Source organism: Paraburkholderia aromaticivorans (genome assembly GCF_012689525.1).
GTDB classification, from domain to species: domain Bacteria; phylum Pseudomonadota; class Gammaproteobacteria; order Burkholderiales; family Burkholderiaceae; genus Paraburkholderia; species Paraburkholderia aromaticivorans_A.
This window is the reverse complement of the sequence record NZ_CP051516.1, coordinates 851,237-871,153: the sequence shown is the minus strand read 5'-3', so window position 1 is coordinate 871,153 and position 19,917 is coordinate 851,237. Positions and strand designations below refer to the sequence as shown.

Here is a 19,917-nt window from a genome sequence, read left to right as displayed (position 1 = left end):
AGGCAAAAGAAAGCAGCTCAAACCGCTAATTCTTAAGTGGGGCCCCCGCGCAGTCGCGGTAGTGGTGCATCTGGAATCCGTGTTCTCGCACATTCCATGTCGGTGACAAAGCGCTCATTCTTCCGGCGGCGCTGCGCGCCCCGTAGCGGTCGCTCTTCTTCGTCTCTTCCTGTCCGGCGAGTTTGACTTCGGCTTTCACCGTCGTAAGACAAGACACGCACCAATCCGGCGCATCTCGACGCTTCAACTGAGTGCATCGGTCGTCCTTCCGCCTCCTTAGCCCATGCTGCACCGCCATGGCACATACCTTGCATCGCCATTCCCCACGATGCTGCCGCGCCCTGACGGCAGCCGACCGGCTCGTCGCCACCACCGCTCACAGAACATGACTCGATCGACTCTTCGCCCCGCGCGTCGCGCATGGCTCGCCGCACTCCTGCTCTCGCCCGTCCTCGTCGTCAATGCGCCCGCCGCTCACGCGGATACGCTCGATAACATCGCCAAGGCCGGTGTGCTCAAAGTCGCCGTGCCGGAAGACTACCCGCCGTTCGGTTCGGTCGGCGCGGACATGAAGCCGCAGGGCTACGACATCGACACCGCCGCCCTGCTCGCGAAGTCGATGAACGTAAAGCTCGAACTCGTGCCGGTCAATAGCGCCAACCGCATTCCGTATCTGCAAACGGGCAAGGTGGATCTGGTGATCTCGTCGCTCGGCAAAACGCCGGATCGCGAGAAGGTGATCGACTTTTCGACCGCCTATGCGCCGTACTACCAGGGCGTATTCGGTCCCGCCGACATCAAGGTCAGCGGCCCGGCCGATCTGACCGGCAAGACGGTCGGCGCGACCCGCGGTGCGCTGGAGGAAATCGGCCTCACGCAAATGGCGCCGAACGCGACCATCAAGCGCTTCGAGGACAACAACGCGACTATCGCCGCGTTCCTGTCCGGCCAGGTGCAGTTGATCGCGGCGGGCAACATCGTCGCGGCCGCGATCCTCGCGAAGAATCCGCCGCGCCGCCCGGAACCGAAGTTCGTGATCAAGAATTCGCCGTGCTTCGTCGGCATGAACAAGAACGAGCCGCGCCTGCAGCAGAAAGTGAACGCCGCCATCGTGCAAGCGAAGCAGGACGGCACGCTCAACACGATGTCGAAGAAGTGGTTCAGCGCGCCGCTGCCGGCTGATCTGTAAGCGCGCCGTTAGCCGAACTTGATACCGTGACCGGCTTATCCGGCATTGCACTCGTCATGGACGCATCCCGTGCGGCGCACGCGATCGCGGCCATGACACGCAGCGCCTATCATCGTCGCGGCCGGTCCCGCCTGGGATCGTCGCAACGGACGTCACAACCCTACGCACTCATTCGATGAAGCTGACACCTCGCGAGAAGGACAAGCTGCTGATCTTCACCGCCGCGCTGCTTGCCGAACGGCGCCGCGCACGCGGCCTCAAACTGAACTACCCGGAAGCGGTCGCCTTCATCACCGCCGCGCTGATGGAAGCGGCCCGCGACGGCAAGACCGTCGCCGAAGTGATGCACTACGGCACCACGCTGCTCACCCGCAACGACGTGATGGAAGGCGTGCCGGAAATGATCCCCGACATCCAGGTCGAAGCCACGTTCCCCGACGGCACCAAGCTCGTCACCGTTCACCACCCGATTCCCTGATCACTGCAATCACATAAGGCAGGCTAGATGATTCCCGGCGAACTCCTCATCGACGACGGCGAACACGAACTGAACGCGGGCCGCGCCACTGTCACGGTGGCCGTGTCGAATACCGGCGACCGTCCGGTGCAGATCGGCTCGCACTATCACTTCTATGAAGTGAACGAGGCGCTCTCATTCGATCGCGAAACCGCGCGCGGCTTCCGGCTAAACATCGCGGCGGGCACCGCCGTGCGCTTCGAGCCCGGCCAGGAGCGCACCGTCGAGCTGGTCGAACTGGCGGGCGATCGCGTCGTCTACGGCTTCAACGGCAAGGTGATGGGCAAGCTGTGAGGCGCCTCTCCGTCTCCGCACGCGCCCAGATCGCCCTGTTCATTTCCGGATCCACACCATGACCTTACGCATTGGCCGCCGCGCATACGCGGAAATGTTCGGCCCCACCACCGGCGACCGCGTGCGCCTCGCCGATACCGAATTGCTGATCGAAGTCGAGCGCGACTTCACCACCTACGGCGAAGAAGTGAAATTCGGCGGCGGCAAAGTGATTCGCGACGGCATGGGCCAGTCGCAGCGCGTGCATGCCGACGTGGTCGATACCGTCGTGACGAATGCCGTGATTCTCGATCACTGGGGCATCGTCAAGGCCGACATCGGCATCAAGGACGGCCGCATCGCCGCGATCGGCAAAGCGGGCAATCCCGACATCCAGCCGAACGTGACGATCGCGATCGGCGCCTCCACCGAAGTGATCGCGGGCGAAGGCCTGATCGTGACGGCGGGCGGCATCGACACGCATATTCACTTCATCAGCCCGCAGCAGATCGAAGAGGCGCTCGCAAGCGGCGTGACCACCATGCTCGGCGGCGGCACCGGTCCAGCCACGGGCACGAACGCGACCACGTGCACGCCGGGTCCGTGGCATCTCGAACGCATGCTGCAAGCGGCCGACGGTTATCCGATGAATCTCGGCTTTCTCGGCAAGGGCAATGTGAGTCTGCCGCAGCCGGCACTGGAGCAGATCGCCGCGGGCGCGATCGGTCTGAAGCTGCATGAGGACTGGGGCACGACGCCGGCCGCGATCGACAACTGCCTCTCCGTCGCCGACGATACCGACACGCAGGTCGCGATCCACACGGACACGCTGAACGAAGCGGGCTTCGTCGAAACGACCGTGGCCGCGTTCAAGGGCCGCACGATTCACACGTATCACACGGAAGGCGCGGGCGGCGGCCACGCTCCGGACATCATCAAGGTATGCGGCGAAGCGAACGTGCTGCCTTCCTCGACCAACCCGACGCGTCCGTACACCGTCAACACGCTCGAAGAGCACCTCGACATGCTGATGGTGTGCCATCACCTCGACCCGTCGATTGCGGAAGACATCGCGTTCGCCGAATCGCGCATTCGCCGCGAGACGATTGCCGCCGAAGACATCCTGCACGACCTCGGCGCGCTGTCGATGCTGTCGTCGGATTCGCAAGCCATGGGCCGGGTCGGCGAAGTGATCATCCGCACGTGGCAGACGGCGCACAAGATGAAGGTGCAACGCGGCGCGCTGCCGGAAGATAACGCGCGGCACGACAATTTCCGTGCGAAACGCTACGTCGCCAAGTACACGATCAACCCGGCGATCACGCACGGCATCGCGCATGAAGTCGGCTCGATCGAGCCGGGCAAGTGGGCTGATCTGGTGTTCTGGGAACCGGCGTTTTTTGGCATCAAGCCGTCGCTGATCCTCAAGGGCGGCATGATCGCCATGGCGCAGATGGGCGACCCGAACGCGTCGATTCCGACGCCGCAGCCGGTGCACTATCGCGAGATGTTCGCGACACGCGGCGGCGCCCTGGGACGCACGTCGCTGACCTTCGTCTCGCAGATGGCCGCCGATGCGGGCGTCGCCGAACGCTACGGTCTGAACAAGCGTATCGTTGCGGTCAGGAACTGCCGCAACATTTCGAAGGCAGACATGATCCACAACGCGTGGCGTCCGGCGATCAGTGTCGATCCGGAAACCTATCAGGTGATTGCCGACGGTCAGTTGCTGACCTGCGAACCGGCCACCGTGCTGCCGATGGCGCAACGCTACTTTCTGTTCTAGACCATGCGCACCATCGACAAACTCATCGCGCCGCATCTGAAGCTCGCGCCCGTGCTGGTCAAGCGCGCGCCGACGCTGACGCTGGCATTCGACGACCGTCGCAAGAGCCGGCTCGCGGCCACGCTCGATAGCGGCGAAGAAGTCGCGCTGCTGTTGCCGCGCGGCACTGTGCTGCGCGACTGCGATGTATTGGTCGCCGACGACGGTGGCCTCGTGCGCGTCGTCGCCGCGCCGGAAACGGTGCTCTACGTGCGTGCGAAAGATGCGTTGACTTTGACTCGCGCCGCTTATCACCTCGGCAATCGCCACACGCCAGTGGAAGTCGGCGCCGATTATCTGAAGCTCGAATACGATCCGGTGCTTTCCGATATGCTCAAGCGCATCGGCGCGACCGTCGATCAGGTTTCGATGCCGTTCCAGCCGGAATCCGGCGCGTATGGCGGCGGCCATAAGCATGGACACGACGAAACCTTCGCCGAGGACTACGCGCTCGCGCAGCAGGTGTTCGGCGAGCATCATGGGCATGAGCATGGTCACGACCATGAGCATGGGCATAGCCACGCGGCGCAGGGTCATTCGCACGATCATGACCACGGCCATGAGCATGCGCACGACCACGACCACGACCACGCCGATCATGTGCACGACGAATCGTGCGGCCACGGGCATCACCACCATCATGCGCATCGCTGAACTGACGGCGCTGCTGCATCTTGCGTCGCCGGCGCTGCCGATCGGCGCATTCAGCTACTCGCAGGGTCTGGAAGCCGCCATCGAAGCGCAACTGATCACCGATGCCGACTCCGCCCGCGACTGGATCGCCAGCGGCTTGACCGACGTGCTTGCGCGCGGCGAACTGCCGTTCCTCGCGCATCAGATGGAACGCTGGCGCACGCATGACGCCTCGGCGCTCGCGCACGCCAACAGCGAATTCCTGGCGAGCCGCGAATCCGCGGAATTGCGCCGCGAAACGGAGCAGATGGGCTGGTCGTTGCGACAGCTGTGCGTATCGCTCGAATGGGGCGATGCTGAGCGGCGCACGACGCTCGCCTCGCTGACGCCGCTAGCTCAACCCACGGCGTTCGCCTTCGCCGCCTACGCCCACAACGCCGCCGTCGACGCCGCCCTCGCTGCCTACGCCTTCAGCTGGGTGGAAAACCAGGCGGCCGCCGCGTTGAAGGCCGTGCCGTTGGGACAGCTCGCCGGTCAACGCATCATCGTCGCCTTGCGCGAGCCGATCGATGCCGCCGTCACGCGCGCCATGGCCACGTCGCCCGACTGCATCAACACCTTCGCGCCGCAACTCGGCATTCTCTCGGCGCGTCACGAGTCGCAGTATTCGCGGCTCTTTCGCTCATAAAACGATCCATCATGAACGCACCTCATCACTCCGGTCACACGTCCGTCCGCACGAAAAAACTGCCGCCGCTGCGCGTGGGCGTCGGCGGCCCGGTCGGCTCGGGCAAGACCACGCTGCTCGAAATGCTCTGCAAGGCGATGCGCGCACAGTACGACCTCGTCGCCATCACCAACGACATCTATACGAAGGAAGACCAGCGTCTGTTGACCGTGGCGGGCGCGTTGCCGGCCGAACGGATCATGGGCGTCGAGACGGGCGGCTGTCCGCACACGGCGATTCGCGAGGACGCCTCGATCAACCTCGAAGCCGTCGACCGCATGCTGACGCGTTTTCCCGATGCGGATATCGTGTTCATCGAATCGGGCGGCGACAACCTTGCAGCGACGTTTAGTCCGGAACTGTCGGACCTGACGATCTACGTGATCGATGTGGCGGGCGGCGAGAAGATTCCGCGCAAAGGCGGCCCCGGCATTACGAAGTCGGATCTGCTGGTGATCAACAAGACGGACCTCGCGCCGATGGTGGGCGCGAATCTCGACGTGATGGCGTCGGACGCGAAGAAGATGCGCGGCGAGCGGCCCTTCGTGATGTGCAATCTGAAGGCGCTCGACGGGTTGGACGTGGTGGTGAGGTTTATTGAGGAGAAGGGGTTGTTGAAGGTGTGAGGCAGGCGGACGAGCGTTACACGCTTCACGCCTCCCTCACTCCCCCTCCGGCAACAACGCCATCAACACATCCACAGTCCGCGCCGTCGCGCCGCGATGGCGCGCGGCGAATGCCGAGGCCGCGCCGCCCATGGCCAGTCTTCTGGCCTTATCGCCGAACAACTCGCGCAATGCCCGCGCAAGATCGGCCGGATCCTGCACCTGCACGGCGGCGCCCGCCGCCACGGCATCCGCGGTGGCCTGCGTGAAGTTGAACACGTGCGGACCGATCAGCACCGGCACACCGACCGCGCACGCCTCGATCAGATTCTGTCCACCCAACGGCAGCAAACTACCGCCGATGAACGCCAGATCCGAAGCGGCATAGTAAGCGCCCAATTCGCCCATCGAATCGCCCAGCAGCACGTTCACGCCCGCAGGCAACGCCGGCACGCCACCGCTCGTTGCCGCCGCCGACGCCACCTTGGCATCCGGCGCCCACGCCGACCGCCGCGCGAGCCGCAGCCCGGCCTTCTCGACCAGCCCCGCCACTTCGTTGAAACGTTGCGGATGACGCGGAACCAGAATCAGCAGCGCATCGTCGATGCCGAGCGCCGCGAACGCCTGCAGCACCAGTTCCTCTTCGCCCTCGCGCGTACTCGCCGCGACCCACACCGGACGCGTGCCGATTGCCGCGCGCCACGCATGCCCGCGCGCCGCCAGTTCCGGCGGGGTGCTCATGTCGAATTTCAGATTGCCGAGCACGGCCGCGTTGCGCGCGCCGAGCGCGGTCAGCCGCTCGGCATCCGATGGACTCTGCGCCAGCACGCGCGCAAAGCCGCCGAACACGTCCTTGGTCGCACTGCCGAACTTGGCCGCGCGCTTGTACGAGCGCGCCGACATCCGCGCATTGGTCAGCACCAGCGGCACGTCCGCGCGACGGCATTCGTCGATCAGCGTCGGCCACACTTCGGTTTCCATCACCAGCCCGAGCGACGGCCGCCACGCCCGCAAAAACCGCCGCACGGCATGCTGCATGTCGTACGGCAGATAACTGCGCAGGACACGGTCGCCGAAAATCTGCTCGCCGGTGGCGCGCCCGCTCGGCGTCATGTACGTCAACAGAATGCGTGCGTCGGGACGTGCCTTCATCAGCGCGTCGATCAGCGGTTGCGCGGCGCGCGTCTCGCCCACCGACACCGCGTGCACCCAGATCAGCGGCGCATCGTCTTCGGGCAACCGGCCGCGCGAATAACCGAAGCGCTCGCCGATATGCTCGCGATAGCCGCGTTCCTTGCGCGAGCGGATCAACAGGCGCAACACCGCCAGCGGCGCGATGATCCACCAGAGCGCGTGATAGATCGTCCTCAGCATCGGCACTCCGCCTGCCTGAAGCGACGAGCCAACGCGTCGAGCGAAACCGGCAAATGGACCGCGGCGCTCAAACGAGGGCCCTGCCCTTCAGGCGCTCGAGAATCCCGAGCGGCGCGCATTCCGGCTGCGCCATCGCCTTGACCGGCAGGAAAAAGGTCTGCTCCAGCATGAACTGGCCGGACATCACGGCGTGCGAAGTCTGATCCGAAAAACACACCCAGACGCTGCCGGGCGGAAACGGCATGGTCTCCTGCGGGCTCGACTTCTGATAGTCGAGGTCGGCCTTCATGCCGTCGTGCAGATGCAGCATCAGATGGTCGTACTCGCTGCGCGGCGATTTGGTCACGTGAAGCAGGTTCAGCAGCCATGCGGCGCCCGGCATCTGCGGCTTGATGCGCGGCAGGAAGCGTTTGGCCATGTCCTCGAACGGTTCGCCGACGCGCCACACGCGCGGCGCGCCTTGCGGATTGACGTTGGTGAACACACGCAGAATGCGCTCGCCGTAGTTCGGCCGCGAAGGAAAGGCGTCCACATGCAGACGGCTATCGTCTTTGCGCCATGACGTCTCGCGCGTTTCCACCTGATGCAGCCGCAGGCTGGTCGGCGCCACGCGCAGCCTGCCGTTGTATTCGGGAAAGAGTCCGTCGACCAGCGTGCGCGCATTGCTCTGATAACGCGCGATCAACGCGCGCACGGCGGATTGCGTGACGGCGTCGCCGGCCACGCCGTGCAACGCGCCGCCATTGGGTTCGAGGCTGATGTTCTTGCGGTTGGGGTCGGCGAGCGCGGGGTCGAGCAGCGCCGGTTCGCCGCCTTCGATCGCAAAGCGCAGATTCGGGAAATACAGCACTTTGCCGCGTTCGACGCCGGCGAGCAGCGCCTCGCGCGGCACGGACAGATGGCGTCCGTGCCAGTCGGCGTTCGCTACTTCGATGATCTGGGTTTCGTTCATGGTCGCCCTTGAAAACGGTTGGAGCGCAAGGCGAAGCGCCCCGGACGTGTCATAGCAGGCCGAAGCCCGCGAGTGCCGACTTCACCTGTTGCAGCGTGGGCGGCTGTCCGGCCGTGCCGAGATTGACGACGTTCGGCGACCAGTAGCCGCCAGTGCGCCACGCAGTGGCGAAATTGTACAACTCGACCGTCGGTCGCTTCAGCGCCGCAGCGATGTGAACCAGACCTGTGTCAACACCGACCGTCGCGGCCGCGCCTTCGATCAGGCCGACCACCGCCGGCAACGAGAGCTTCGGCGGTACGATGGCCGCCGCGCCGAATTCCTTGGCGAGGCGCTCACTGGTGGCGCGCTCTTCCTCGCTGCCCCACGGCAGCACGATCGACGCGCCGCGCCGCACCAACGACTGCCCCAGTTCGATCCACGCCGTGTCCGGCCACTGCTTGTCGGCGCGCGAAGTGGCGTGCACGAACACGACGTACGGCACCGGCAAATTCAGATTCGCCTCCGACAAAGCCAGCGCGGCGCGCCCGGTGTCGATGCCGAAGTCGATGTCGTCGGTGGGTTGCGGCGGCGGGTCGTTCAGCGCCGCGGCCACCAGTTGGCGCGTGCGCTCGACCACATGGGTGCGCGGCTCGATCGGCACGCGCTTGTCGTAGAAGAAGCGCACCGGCCATTCGAAGCCCGCGCCGTCGGTGCGGTTGGCGAGGCCGGCCAGCGGCCCGCGCGCCATGCTCGCGACCCACGCGGTCTTGATGAGCCCCTGGCAGTCGATCACCAGGTCGTAGTGTTCGGCGACGAGCGCGCGGCGGAAGGCGCCGATCTCGCGCCAGTTGTCGACCGACAGAATGCGCTTGCGCCAGCGCCGCAGCGACACGGGAATCGCCCGCCGCACGCCGCTCACGAGTTGCACGAGCCCCACGAAGCTTTCTTCGACGAGCCAGTCGATCTGGGCATCGGGATGGCGGCGTCGGATGTCGGCGATCACCGGCATGTTGTGAACGACGTCGCCCAATGACGACACCCTCACGATCAGTATCTTTTGCACGCTCAAGAGTGGGAAAACCGGCTATCCGGCCCGAAGATGCGTTGAGAGAGCCCCCGAACCTGTCGCTTCGCGCAGGCCCCTGATGGGTTGAGGAAACTTGGGACGGCCCCACGTTTTGTTAAAAGCGCCCCCATCCCCGAGGGGATGAGAAAACTTGGGGCGGCCCGGCGTTTGTTAAAAGCGCCCCCACCCCCGAGGGGATGAGAAAACTTGGGGCGGCCCGGCGTTTTCTCGTGAGGACGGCAATTCTAGCGCGTTGCATGTAAACCGCATGAAAAAACGCGGCGCGGTAAGAGAAACCCGCGCCGCGTTCGACGGCCACCGCGCTTCGAATCGAACCGCGGCGCCGCTCATGTGTTTAGAACGGCAGCTTCGCGTCCGGCTTCTCCGCCATGATCACGCGGCGGAAGTCTTCCTGAATGCGCTTGAGCGCCGCGTCGTTATCGGCTTCGAATCGCATCACGACCACCGGCGTGGTGTTCGACGACCGCGCGAGACCGAAGCCGTCCGGGTACTCGACACGCAGACCGTCGATCTTCACGACCTCGTCCGCACCGGTGAACTGCGCGGTTTGCTGCAGACGCGCGATCAGCTCGAAGTTTTCGCCTTCTTCGAGCTTCAGTTGCAGTTCCGGCGTGGAGTTCGAGTTCGGCAGCGAGTTCAGCAGCTTGCTCGGGTCGTCCACACGTGTGAGGATTTCGAGCAGGCGCGCGCCGGTGTACAGGCCGTCGTCGAAACCGTACCAGCGGTCTTTGAAGAACACGTGGCCGCTCATTTCGCCGGCCAGCGGCGCGCCGGTTTCACGCAGCTTCGCCTTGACGAGCGAGTGGCCGGTCTTCCACATGAGCGGCTCGCCGCCCTTGTCCTTTACCCACTTGGCGAGGTTACGCGTGCACTTCACGTCGTAAATGATCTGCGCGCCCTTGTTGCGCGACAGCACTTCTTCGGCGAACAGCATGAGCTGGCGGTCCGGATAGATGATCTCGCCGTCTTTGGTGACCACGCCGAGGCGGTCGCCGTCGCCGTCGAAGGCGAAGCCGATTTCAGCGTCCGTTTCCTTCAGCGCGCGGATCACGTCCTGCAGGTTTTCCGGGTGAGCCGGGTCCGGGTGATGGTTCGGGAAGTTGCCGTCGATCTCGGTGAACAGTTCGACCAGTTCGCAGCCGAGCTTCTTGAACAGCTTGGGCGCGAGGCCGCCGGCCACGCCGTTGCCGGTGTCGACGACGATCTTGATGGGACGCGTGAGCTTGATGTCGCTCGTGATGCGATCGAGATAGGCGTCCGCAATGTCGTACTCGGTGTACGTGCCGCTGCCTGCGGAGAAGTTCTCGTCGACGATGCGCTGATGCAGCGCGAGAATCTGCTCGCCGTAAATCGCCGCGCCGCGCAGGACCATCTTGAACCCGTTGTAGTCCGGCGGATTATGACTACCCGTCACGACGATGCATGAATCGATGCGGCGCTCGCCGCCGTCGAGCTGCAACGGCACGCTGGCCGCGAAGTAGCCGACAGGCGTGGGCACCATGCCCACGTTGACCACGTCGACGCCGGCCTCGCGCAAACCGTCCGACAAAGCCTGGACCAGTTCAGGACCCGACAGGCGTCCGTCACGCGCGACGACTACGGCATCGCCGCCTTGCGCACGCACTTCGCTGCCGAACGCGCGGCCGATCGAACGCGCTGCGTCGGCGTCGAGCGTCTTGCCGATTACACCGCGAATGTCATACGCCTTGAAAATAGATTTGGAGATCATGTTGGCTCACTTGCGTGCAATGGAAAATTTTGACCGACGCACCGCCGATGAATCGGTAAAAGACAGCGATGCGCCCTTGCCGGAAGCGATCCGGTTCCAACTTATAATTGCGCCTTTCGGACCAGCCTTATAGCACCATTCTAATGCTTAGACGCCCTCCAAATGTAAAGTTGCCGCGACAGTCGGCGGGTTGGGCAAACGCGCGCACTGCGCCGCTCGGATCATGCGCACCGCGCGTGCTCGCGATGTCAGAGGCACGGTCAGCACGCTCAGCGCGAGCGGACCGGCGAGCGGCCAGCGGATGCTGACGCTCAAACGCTTCGCCAATCCGGACGTCACGCGCGCCTTCACGAATATCGTCTGGCTCGGGCTGGAGCGGCTCACGCAGATCGGCGTGGCGATCGTGATCAGCGGCATGCTGGCGCGCTACTTCGGGCCGGATACGTTCGGCAAATGGCAATACGCGAACACGCTGCTGCTGGTGCTCTCGCCCATTACCTGGGTTTGCGGCGCGGAGATTCTGGTGCCCACCATCGTCAGCCGGCCGCCGGCGCAGCTTGGCACCGTGCTGGGCAGCGCGTTCGCGCTGCGCATTTCCGTGTCGGTGGCGGCCTTGCTGCTCACCTGGCTCGGCATCGCCTTGCATCTCTTCGAACCGCTGGTCGGCGCCATGCTCGCTGGCCTCGCCGTGACCATGCTGTTTCGCGAACCGTTTGTCGGCGTGATCAACGCGTGGCTGCAAAGCATGACCCACAGCAAGCCGCAGTTGCTCACCAGTATGAGCACTGCGGTGCTGAAGGCCGCTCTGGTCTATCTGCTGGTACGCGCGGCGGCCACGCCCGCGCGCTTCGGCTGGCTGTGGGCGCTCGAATCGGCGGCCATCGGCGCGGCCCTGCTGATCTATTACATGGGCCGGCATGGCGGCAAGCTCGGCTGGCATCTCGACCGTTCGCTCTTCAGGCACTTCGCGAGCGCCGGCACGGTGTTCTGGCTCGGCCTGATCTGTATGTATCTGTTCCTGAAACTGGACCGGCTGATGCTCGAACGGACCATTTCCTTCGCCGATCTCGGGCGCTATTCCGCCGCCCAGCAGTTGAACGAAAACTGGATCACGCTCGCCTTGATGCTCGCGCAGACCATTGCGCCCGCTTTCGTCTATCGCGTGCAGGACGCCGCCCAGTTGCGCCGCAACATGTGGCGGCTCACGGCCATGACCGCCGCGCTGATGGTGAGCGGCGCGATCGTGCTGGATCTGCTCGCGGGGCTAATCATCCGCCGCGTGTTCGGCCCGCAGTTCGAAGGCGCGATCGAGATCTTCCGCTGGGCCGTGTGGCTGTCGGTGCCGGCAGGCATCGAGGCGATCGGCAATCTGATCGTGCTGAAGTATCAGGCCAAGTTCGTGTTGCTCGCGAAATGGCTACTGGCGCTGGCTGTCGCGTTCGTAGTCAATCTGCTGGCGATTCCGCGGCTTGGCGCGTATGGCGCGCTTGTCGGCCTCGCGGCAGGCTATCTGGCAGCCGCGTCGGTTAATCTTTATTACATTCGTTTCAAATTGCGCCCATGACGAACTCACCCGCCGCCGCGCAAATGACCCTCGACGATGTCGCGGTGCTGATTCCCGCCTATAACGGCCAAGCCGATGTCGATCTCACGCTCGCCTCGTTCAGTGAAAGCGCGCCGGTGCACGTGCTGATCGTCGACGACGGCAGCACGCCGCCGATCGTCGCGCCGGCCATCGCCAATATGAAGATCGCCGTGCTGCGCATGGCGCAGAACGGCGGTATCGAACGCGCGTTGCAAACCGGCATCGACGCCCTTGCCCAGCGCGGCTTTCGCTACGCGGCGCGCATCGATGCGGGCGACCGCAGTGTGCCGCAGCGGCTCGCCAAACAACGCCTGTTTATGGAATTGCATCCGCGCGTGGCGGGCCTTGGCATGTGGACGCAGGTCGTCACCCGCGAAGGCAAGCCACTTTTCATGCTGACGCCGCCCGCCGAACCGAACGCGATCCGCCGCTTGCGGTTTTTCCGCTCATGCCTCGCGCATCCTTCGATGATGCTGCGCGTCGACGCCGTGCGCGCGGTCGGCAACTACCGCGCCGAGTACCCGTCCGCGGAAGACCTCGATCTGTTCGTGCGTCTGATGGAGCGCTACGACTGCGCCAACCTGCCGGAGCTCGGGCTCTACTACGAACTGAACGAAGGCGGTATAAGCGCGACCAAACGGCGCCGCCAGGTGAGTTCGACGCTGCGGCTGCAACTGCGCTACTTCAACGCCGCCAACCTGTACGACTGGCTGGGCCTCGCCAAAAATCTGCTGCATCTGGTGACGCCTTACCGCGCACTGCAGCGGATTAAACGCAGCCTGCTCACGCCGCGCGCGAGCCATTAAATCATTTCCCACTCCATTCACCGCCGAGTTCGTTCCCGCATGAAGCCTGCCTTGAAGTCGACGCCCGCGTTGCGCATTACACTCGTCTGTAACACCGCCTGGGCAATCTATACCTATCGGCAAGGGCTGATCCGTATGCTGGTCGGACGCGGCGTCGACGTGACGGTGCTCGCGCCGCGCGACCGCACGTTCGAACTGCTCACCGCCATGGGCTGCCGCTGCATCGAATTGCCGGTGTCGTCCAAAGGCACCAGTCCACGCGATGATCTGCGCACGCTGTACGCGCTCTACCGGCAATACCGGACGATTCGCCCGCACGTGGTGTTCCACTACACGATCAAGCCGAATATCTATGGTTCGATCGCCGCGAAGCTCGCGGGGGTGCAGTCGGTTGCGGTCACAACCGGATTGGGCTACGTGTTCATCCAGCATAGCCGCGCCGCTCAGGTGGCCAAGAAACTGTATCGTTTTGCGTTCCGTTTCCCGCGCGAAATATGGTTTTTGAATCGCGACGATCAAGCCGCGTTTGTCGAACAGAATTTGTTGGTGCATCCTGAGCGTGCGAGGTTGTTGCATGGCGAAGGCGTCGACCTCGTGCAGTTCGCCTTCACGCCGTTGCCCGAGCGGACCGATTACCGCTTCGTGCTGATCGGGCGGCTGCTGTGGGACAAGGGCGTGGGCGAATATGTCGAAGCCGCGCGGCGTTTGCGTGAACGTTACCCGCACGCACGGTTCCAATTGCTCGGTCCGGTGGGCGTCGACAATCCCAGCGCGATCACGCGCGAAGAAGTGGCGGCGTGGGAACAGGAAGGCATCATCGAGTATCTTGGTGAGGCGCACGACGTGCGGCCTTTGATCGCCGAGGCGGATTGCGTGGTCCTGCCGTCGTATCGCGAAGGCGTGCCGCGCACGCTGATGGAAGCCTCGGCGATAGGCCGGCCGATCGTCGCCACCGACGTGCCGGGCTGCCGCGAGGTGGTGGCGGACGGCGTCAACGGATTGCTGTGCGAAGTGCGCAATGCAGAAAGCCTTGCGGCCACGCTGGCGCGCATGCTCGACATGAGCGGCGCTGAACGGCGGGCCATGGCTGAACGCGGCCGGAAGAAAGTCGCGGAAGAATTCGACGAACGCGTGGTCGTCGAAACGTATAAGGACCTGGTGCAGAAAATGACGGGCGTTTTACTTTAACGGAGCAACAGCATGACCACGAAGGGCACGATTCTGGTAACGGGCGGCGCGGGCTTTATCGGCTCGCACACCTGTGTCGAACTGCTGAACGGCGGTTACGACGTCGTGGTAATCGACAATCTCGTGAACAGCAACCACGAATCGCTGCGGCGCGTGGAAAAAATCGCCGGCAAGGCGGTGACCTTCTACGAAGCCGATGCGCGCGACGAAGCGGCGCTCAACCGTATTTTCGACGCGCATCCGATCACGGGCGCGATTCATTTTGCCGCGCTGAAGGCGGTGGGCGAGTCGGTGGCCAAGCCGATCGAGTACTACAGCAACAACGTCGGCAGCCTGCTGACCTTGCTCGGCGTGATGCGCGACCGTAACGTCAAGCAGTTCGTGTTCAGTTCGTCGGCGACAGTGTACGGCGTGCCGAAGAGCTCGCCGATCGACGAGTCGTTCCCGCTGTCGGCCACCAATCCCTACGGCCAGTCGAAGCTGATCGCCGAGCAGGTGCTGCGCGATCTGGAAGTCGCCGATCCGTCGTGGCGCATCGCCACATTGCGTTACTTCAATCCGGTCGGCGCGCACGAGAGCGGCCTGATCGGTGAAGATCCCGCCGGCATTCCGAACAACCTGATGCCGTATGTCGCGCAGGTGGCGGTCGGCAAGCTCGAGAAGCTGCGCGTGTTCGGCGGCGACTACGAGACGCCCGACGGCACCGGCGTGCGCGACTATATCCACGTCGTCGATCTGGCGCGCGGACATCTGGCCGCGCTCGACGCGCTGGTCAAGCGCGACGCGAGTTTCGTCGTGAACCTCGGCACGGGTCAGGGCTATAGCGTGATCGACGTGGTCAAGGCATTCGAGAAAGCCGCCGGCCGGCCGGTGCCGTATGAAATCGTGGCGCGCCGCCCCGGCGACGTCGCCTCGTGTTTCGCCGATCCGGCGGCGGCCGAGAAGATCATCGGCTGGCGCGCGCAGTTCGGCATCGAGCGGATGTGCGCGGATCACTGGCGCTGGCAATCGACGAATCCGCAAGGTTTCGCGTGAGTTGATTGAAGGTCGACGGCGGCGCGAAGGAGCCGCCAGGCAGGGGCTCCGCCGCCGTCGATTGCGGGATTGCACCACGCGGGTAATTCCGAATATTACTAATACTTTACGATTTCTATACTGACTCACCGATTGACGGTCAGGCTTCCTAAGAACGTGTGAATCGGCGCGCATGAGCCCGCATCGAGGCTTCATGCAAGAAAAGACATGCTACGGAGACAGTTATGGGAATTCGCTTGAAGAGCGTTGTGGGTGCGCTCGCCCTTTGTGCCCTCGCCAATGTCAGCTATGCGGCGGATCCGATCAAGATCGGCGTCGACGGACCTTTCACCGGTGGCTCGTCTTCGATGGGCGTCAGTATGCGCGACGGCGTGCGCCTCGCGACCGCGGAGATCAACAAGGCCGGCGGCGTGCTGGGTCGCCAGATCGTACTGGTGGAACGCGATGACGAAGCGAAGAACGAACGCGGCGTGCAGATCGCGCAAGAGCTGATCAACAAGGAAAAAGTCGTGGCGGTGGTCGGCTACATCAATACCGGCGTCGCGCTCGCCTCGCAACGCTTCTTCCAGGAAGCGAACATCCCCGTGTTCAACAACGTCGCCACAGGCAGCATCGTGACGAAGCAGTTCACCGATCAGCCCGATAACTACGTGTTCCGCAATGCGGCCGCGGACCGTATCCAGGCGCCGATGATCGTCGAAGAAGCCGTGACCAAACGCGGCTTCAAGAAGGTCGCGATTCTCGCCGACTCGACCAACTACGGTCAGCTCGGCCGCGAAGACCTCGAAAAAGCGCTCGCTGCGAAAGGCGTGAAACCCGTCGCCGTCGAGAAATTCAATATCAAGGACGTCGACATGACCGCGCAACTGCTCAAGGCCAAAGAGGCCGGCGCGGAAGCGGTGCTGACGTATGGGATCGGACCGGAACTCGCGCAGATCGCCAACGGCATGGCCAAGCTCGGCTGGAAAGTGCCGCTGATCGGCAGCTGGACCCTGTCGATGGCGAACTATATCGACAACGCGAGCACCAACGGCGAAGGCGCGCGCATGCCGCAGACCTTCATTCAGGAGGCCAACACGCCGAAGCGTAAAGCCTTTATCGAAGCGTATCTGAAGGAATTCAAGCCGAAGAACAACCGCATCGACTCGCCGGTGTCCGCCGCGCAAGGTTACGACTCGGTCTATCTGCTGGCCGCCGCGATCACCCAGGCCGGCTCGACCGACGGCCCGAAAGTGCGCGCCGCGCTCGAAAGCCTCAACACCAAGGTGGAAGGCGTCGTGATGGTCTACGACAAACCCTTCACGCACGACGACCACGAAGCGATCAGCCCGAACGTCCCGGTGGTCGGCGAGGTCAAGGGCGGCCGCGTGGTCTACGCGTACGAAGCCGACAAGAAAGGCGGCAGCCAGTTGCGCAGCAAGCAGGCGATCTCGGCGAACTGAGCGTGAAATAAGCGCGAAGTAAGCGCGAAGCACGCGCGGCGGCATGCTACGAAGCCGCACCCGCCTCGAGGCGGGCGCGGCTTTGCTTCATATCCGGTGAACTCCAAGGCGGTCGACGATGGCCATTCTTCTGCAGCTCATCTATAGCGGCATTGCGCTCGGCATGATCTACGCCGTGATCGCATTCGGCTATCAACTCACGTTCGCCACGTCCGGCACGCTCAACTTCGGCCAGGGCGATGCGCTCATGCTCGGCGCGCTGGTCGGCCTCACGCTCGTCACGCTCGGCGTCAACTACTGGCTGATGATTCCGCTCGTCTGCGTGTTCGGTCTGCTGCAAGGCGCGTTTGTCGAACGGATCGGTGTGCGGCCCGCGATCAAGATCAAATCCGAATTCGGCTGGATCATGTCGACGATCGCGCTCGGCATCATCTTCAAGAACGTCGCGGAGAACCTCTGGGGCCGCGACGATCTGCGCTTCCCTTCCCCGCTTCCGGAAGCTCCGCTGAAAGTATTCGGCGCCAATGTGCTGCCGATGGAATTGCTGGTGGTCGGCGGCGCCCTCGTCATGATGCTGGCGGTCGAGTTCTTCAACCGCAAGACGATCTTCGGCAAGGCGGTAGTGGCCACCGCGAACGACCGCGACGCCGCGGCGTTGATGGGCATCAACACCGGTCTCGTCATCACGTTTTCGTACGCGCTGTCGTCGCTGACCGCGGCTTTTGCCGGCGTGCTGATCGCGCCGCTCACGCTCACCGGCGCGACGATGGGCGCCGTGCTCGGACTCAAGGCGTTCGCGGTGGCGATCATCGGCGGCCTGTCGAGCGGGCTGGGTATCGTGGTGGGCGGCGTGATTCTCGGCATCGCCGAGACGACGACCGGCTTCTACATTTCCACCGGCTACAAGGACGTGCCCGGGCTCGTGCTGCTGCTGATCGTGCTCGCGTTGAAACCTGCCGGCCTGTTCGGCAAGACGTCGATCAAGAAAGTGTGAGGACCGCCGTGAATCCGAAGAAGCTCATTGCGTCCGCACTGGCGCTGATCGCGCTCGCGGTGTTTCCCGTGTTGTCGGGGAACCCGTATTACATCCATCTGCTTGAGACGATCATGATCTACGCGATCCTGCTCTTCGGTCTCGACATCGTGGTCGGTTATACAGGGCAGGTGTCGCTCGGGCATGCCGGGTTGTTCGGCGTCGGCGCCTACACGGCCGGCGTGTTGTTCTTCAAGCTCGGCATGCCGTTCATCGTCACCGCGCCGCTGGCGATTCTCATCACGGCGGCCTTCGGCGCGATTCTCGCGCTGCCGGCGTTGCGCGTGTCCGGTCCTTACCTCGCGATGGTGACGCTGGCGTTCGGCACGATCCTGCAGATTCTCATCAACGAGATGGACTTTCTGACCAACGGGCCGATGGGCGTGAAGATCCCGAAGCCTTTGATCGGCGGCCGGCCGATGAACGAGGTCGAGTACTACTGGCTCGTCGCGGCGCTGCTGGTCGCCTCGCTAATCGTCGTGCACCGCGTGCTGAGATCGCATCTGGGCCGCGCGTTCGAAGCGCTGCGCGACAGTCCGATCGCGTCGGACTGCATGGGTGTCTCGGTGTACCGCTACAAGGTCTACGCGTTCGTGATCAGCGCCGGGTTTGCCGGACTGGCCGGTTGCCTCTATTCGTATTCCGAGCAGTACATCTCGCCGAATACATATAACTTCGAACTCACCATCCTGTTCCTGCTCGCGATCATCATGGGCGGCCGCAAGACCCGCACTGGCGCATTGCTCGGCTCGGCGATCATCGTGCTGCTGCCCAAACTGCTCGACGACATCGACATGTTCCGCACTGTCGCCTCCGTGCTGGCAACAGTCGTCGTGATCGGCGCGGGCGTCGCGTTGGCTCGCAAGGTGTCCACGCCGCGCAAGGTCGCGATTCCGGTTTTGGGCACGGCAGGTCTCGCCGCGTTTTCCTACCGGATCGACACGCTCGCCGACTGGCGGCTGACGATCTTCGGGCTGATGATTTTGCTGGTGGTGTATTACCTGCAGGACGGCGTGGTCGGCTTTGTGCGCAAGATCGTGATGCATGGCCGGGTCCGCACGGTTACCGTCGACACCACGCGACCGGCCACGATGGGTGGCGATGCAATTCAGGCGGTGCATGCGGGCGGCACGGAAGACATTCTGCAATTGCGCGGCATCCTGATGCAGTTCAGCGGACTGAAGGCGCTCAACAACGTCGATCTGACCGTGCAGCGCGGCACGATTCACGGACTGATCGGCCCGAACGGATCGGGAAAAAGCACGATGATGAACGTGCTGACCGGCATCTATGTGCCGACCGCGGGCACGCTCGAGTATCGCGGCGCGTCGCTCGCGGGCAAGACCTCCGCACAGATTGCGCTGTCTGGAATCGCGCGCACTTTCCAGAACGTGCAGTTGTTCGGCGAGATGACCGCGCTCGAGAATGTGCTGGTCGGCCTGCATCACACGTTCAACGCGAATCTTGCGGATGTCGGCCTGATGTCGTCGCGCTATCGACGCGAGGAACGCGCCGCCCGCGAGCGCGCGTTCGGCATGCTGCGGTTCGTCGGCCTGGACAATGTCGCCGCCGAGGAGGCACGCAACCTGCCGTACGGCAAACAGCGCCTGCTCGAAATCGCGCGGGCGCTCGCGCTCGATCCGCAACTGCTGCTTCTGGACGAACCCGCCGCCGGGCTCACCGCGCCGGATATCAAGGAACTGGTCGCGATCATGCGCAAAGTACGCGATCACGGCATTACCGTCGTGCTGATCGAGCATCACATGGACGTGGTGATGAGCGTGTGCGACCGCGTTTCGGTGCTGGACTTCGGGCAGAAGATCGCCGAAGGCAAGCCTGCCGATATTCAGTCGAACGAAAAAGTCATCGAAGCCTATCTCGGCGGCCAGCCTGCCGGGCTAGCGGCGTGAGTCGACCCGGCGTGCCAACCGGAAC

Annotated in this window: 18 protein-coding genes; 14 read left to right on the top strand and 4 right to left on the bottom strand. The window is 63.9% G+C overall.

Annotated features, from left to right (window positions below; translation table 11 throughout):
* Nucleotides 1–385: 385 nt before the first annotated feature.
* The 7 genes from HF916_RS31865 to ureG all read left to right on the top strand — a co-directional run bounded on the left by HF916_RS31865 (nucleotide 386) and on the right by ureG (nucleotide 5,790).
* Nucleotides 386–1,189: a transporter substrate-binding domain-containing protein gene (locus HF916_RS31865; protein WP_168792843.1), complete on the top strand. Its 804-nt coding sequence runs from the start codon at nucleotides 386–388 to the stop codon at nucleotides 1,187–1,189.
* 175 nt (nucleotides 1,190–1,364) lie between these two features.
* Nucleotides 1,365–1,667 carry an urease subunit gamma gene (gene ureA / locus HF916_RS31860; RefSeq protein WP_059945063.1) on the top strand — a complete coding sequence of 101 codons (303 nt, stop codon included), beginning with the start codon at nucleotides 1,365–1,367 and terminating at the stop codon, nucleotides 1,665–1,667.
* 27 nt (nucleotides 1,668–1,694) lie between these two features.
* Entirely contained in the window at nucleotides 1,695–2,000 is a 306-nt protein-coding gene (locus tag HF916_RS31855) for an urease subunit beta (RefSeq protein WP_168792842.1), read from the top strand.
* A gap of 58 nt (nucleotides 2,001–2,058) precedes the next feature.
* Nucleotides 2,059–3,765 (top strand): urease subunit alpha, encoded by a 1,707-nt coding sequence (gene ureC, locus HF916_RS31850; protein ID WP_168792841.1) that lies wholly within the window; start codon nucleotides 2,059–2,061, stop codon nucleotides 3,763–3,765.
* Nucleotides 3,766–3,768: 3 nt separating this feature from the next.
* On the top strand, nucleotides 3,769–4,458 hold the full coding sequence (ureE, locus tag HF916_RS31845; RefSeq protein WP_168792840.1) for an urease accessory protein UreE: 690 nt from the start codon (nucleotides 3,769–3,771) through the stop codon (nucleotides 4,456–4,458).
* Nucleotides 4,445–5,125, top strand: coding sequence for an urease accessory protein UreF (locus HF916_RS31840; RefSeq protein WP_168795722.1), 681 nt, complete (start codon nucleotides 4,445–4,447; stop codon nucleotides 5,123–5,125). Before ureE ends, HF916_RS31840 begins: the two co-directional genes overlap by 14 nt.
* An 11-nt stretch (nucleotides 5,126–5,136) precedes the next feature.
* A complete protein-coding gene (ureG, locus tag HF916_RS31835; protein ID WP_168792839.1) occupies nucleotides 5,137–5,790 on the top strand; it encodes an urease accessory protein UreG in 654 nt (217 codons plus the stop codon).
* Nucleotides 5,791–5,826: 36 nt separating this feature from the next.
* Here the strand turns inward: ureG and waaA are convergent, their stop codons facing one another.
* The 4 genes from waaA to HF916_RS31815 form a co-directional block, all read right to left on the bottom strand.
* Entirely contained in the window at nucleotides 5,827–7,143 is a 1,317-nt protein-coding gene (gene waaA, locus HF916_RS31830) for a lipid IV(A) 3-deoxy-D-manno-octulosonic acid transferase (RefSeq protein WP_168792838.1), read from the bottom strand.
* Between the two features lie 67 nt (nucleotides 7,144–7,210).
* Nucleotides 7,211–8,095 (bottom strand): Kdo hydroxylase family protein, encoded by an 885-nt coding sequence (locus HF916_RS31825; protein ID WP_168792837.1) that lies wholly within the window; start codon nucleotides 8,093–8,095, stop codon nucleotides 7,211–7,213.
* Between the two features lie 49 nt (nucleotides 8,096–8,144).
* Entirely contained in the window at nucleotides 8,145–9,146 is a 1,002-nt protein-coding gene (waaC, locus tag HF916_RS31820) for a lipopolysaccharide heptosyltransferase I (RefSeq protein ID WP_168792836.1), read from the bottom strand.
* Between the two features lie 352 nt (nucleotides 9,147–9,498).
* A complete protein-coding gene (locus tag HF916_RS31815) occupies nucleotides 9,499–10,893 on the bottom strand; it encodes a phosphomannomutase/phosphoglucomutase (RefSeq protein WP_168792835.1) in 1,395 nt (464 codons plus the stop codon).
* A 301-nt stretch (nucleotides 10,894–11,194) separates the two neighbouring features.
* On the opposite strand from HF916_RS31815, the gene HF916_RS31810 reads away from it, so the two are divergent.
* From HF916_RS31810 to HF916_RS31780, 7 genes are all read left to right on the top strand, one after another.
* Entirely contained in the window at nucleotides 11,195–12,457 is a 1,263-nt protein-coding gene (locus HF916_RS31810) for an oligosaccharide flippase family protein (protein ID WP_168795721.1), read from the top strand.
* Nucleotides 12,454–13,284 (top strand): glycosyltransferase, encoded by an 831-nt coding sequence (locus HF916_RS31805; protein ID WP_168792834.1) that lies wholly within the window; start codon nucleotides 12,454–12,456, stop codon nucleotides 13,282–13,284. Before HF916_RS31810 ends, HF916_RS31805 begins: the two co-directional genes overlap by 4 nt.
* A gap of 39 nt (nucleotides 13,285–13,323) precedes the next feature.
* Nucleotides 13,324–14,472 (top strand): glycosyltransferase family 4 protein, encoded by a 1,149-nt coding sequence (locus tag HF916_RS31800; protein WP_168792833.1) that lies wholly within the window; start codon nucleotides 13,324–13,326, stop codon nucleotides 14,470–14,472.
* 12 nt (nucleotides 14,473–14,484) lie between these two features.
* Complete coding sequence (galE, locus tag HF916_RS31795; protein ID WP_168792832.1) at nucleotides 14,485–15,507, top strand: UDP-glucose 4-epimerase GalE; 1,023 nt, start codon at nucleotides 14,485–14,487, stop codon at nucleotides 15,505–15,507.
* Nucleotides 15,508–15,731: 224 nt separating this feature from the next.
* Nucleotides 15,732–16,949, top strand: a complete 1,218-nt coding sequence (locus tag HF916_RS31790; protein ID WP_168792831.1) for an ABC transporter substrate-binding protein — start codon at nucleotides 15,732–15,734, stop codon at nucleotides 16,947–16,949.
* A 118-nt stretch (nucleotides 16,950–17,067) separates the two neighbouring features.
* Nucleotides 17,068–17,943: a branched-chain amino acid ABC transporter permease gene (locus tag HF916_RS31785; RefSeq protein WP_168792830.1), complete on the top strand. Its 876-nt coding sequence runs from the start codon at nucleotides 17,068–17,070 to the stop codon at nucleotides 17,941–17,943.
* An 8-nt stretch (nucleotides 17,944–17,951) separates the two neighbouring features.
* Complete coding sequence (locus HF916_RS31780) at nucleotides 17,952–19,892, top strand: branched-chain amino acid ABC transporter ATP-binding protein/permease (RefSeq protein ID WP_168792829.1); 1,941 nt, start codon at nucleotides 17,952–17,954, stop codon at nucleotides 19,890–19,892.
* The last annotated feature ends 25 nt before the right edge of the window (nucleotides 19,893–19,917 follow it).

What these genes read in the sequence shown, in the direction of transcription:
- HF916_RS31865 (WP_168792843.1), top strand. Translation starts at nt 386, where the DNA reads ATGACTCGATCGACTCTTCGCCCCGCGCGTCGCGCATGGCTCGCCGCA.
- HF916_RS31825 (WP_168792837.1), bottom strand. Translation starts at nt 8,095, where the DNA reads ATGAACGAAACCCAGATCATCGAAGTAGCGAACGCCGACTGGCACGGA.
- HF916_RS31805 (WP_168792834.1), top strand. Translation starts at nt 12,454, where the DNA reads ATGACGAACTCACCCGCCGCCGCGCAAATGACCCTCGACGATGTCGCG.
- galE (WP_168792832.1), top strand. Translation starts at nt 14,485, where the DNA reads ATGACCACGAAGGGCACGATTCTGGTAACGGGCGGCGCGGGCTTTATC.
- ureA (WP_059945063.1), top strand. Translation starts at nt 1,365, where the DNA reads ATGAAGCTGACACCTCGCGAGAAGGACAAGCTGCTGATCTTCACCGCC.
- HF916_RS31840 (WP_168795722.1), top strand. Translation starts at nt 4,445, where the DNA reads ATGCGCATCGCTGAACTGACGGCGCTGCTGCATCTTGCGTCGCCGGCG.
- HF916_RS31855 (WP_168792842.1), top strand. Translation starts at nt 1,695, where the DNA reads ATGATTCCCGGCGAACTCCTCATCGACGACGGCGAACACGAACTGAAC.
- ureG (WP_168792839.1), top strand. Translation starts at nt 5,137, where the DNA reads ATGAACGCACCTCATCACTCCGGTCACACGTCCGTCCGCACGAAAAAA.
- ureC (WP_168792841.1), top strand. Translation starts at nt 2,059, where the DNA reads ATGACCTTACGCATTGGCCGCCGCGCATACGCGGAAATGTTCGGCCCC.
- HF916_RS31790 (WP_168792831.1), top strand. Translation starts at nt 15,732, where the DNA reads ATGGGAATTCGCTTGAAGAGCGTTGTGGGTGCGCTCGCCCTTTGTGCC.
- HF916_RS31800 (WP_168792833.1), top strand. Translation starts at nt 13,324, where the DNA reads ATGAAGCCTGCCTTGAAGTCGACGCCCGCGTTGCGCATTACACTCGTC.
- waaA (WP_168792838.1), bottom strand. Translation starts at nt 7,143, where the DNA reads ATGCTGAGGACGATCTATCACGCGCTCTGGTGGATCATCGCGCCGCTG.
- HF916_RS31785 (WP_168792830.1), top strand. Translation starts at nt 17,068, where the DNA reads ATGGCCATTCTTCTGCAGCTCATCTATAGCGGCATTGCGCTCGGCATG.
- HF916_RS31810 (WP_168795721.1), top strand. Translation starts at nt 11,195, where the DNA reads ATGCTGACGCTCAAACGCTTCGCCAATCCGGACGTCACGCGCGCCTTC.
- ureE (WP_168792840.1), top strand. Translation starts at nt 3,769, where the DNA reads ATGCGCACCATCGACAAACTCATCGCGCCGCATCTGAAGCTCGCGCCC.
- HF916_RS31815 (WP_168792835.1), bottom strand. Translation starts at nt 10,893, where the DNA reads ATGATCTCCAAATCTATTTTCAAGGCGTATGACATTCGCGGTGTAATC.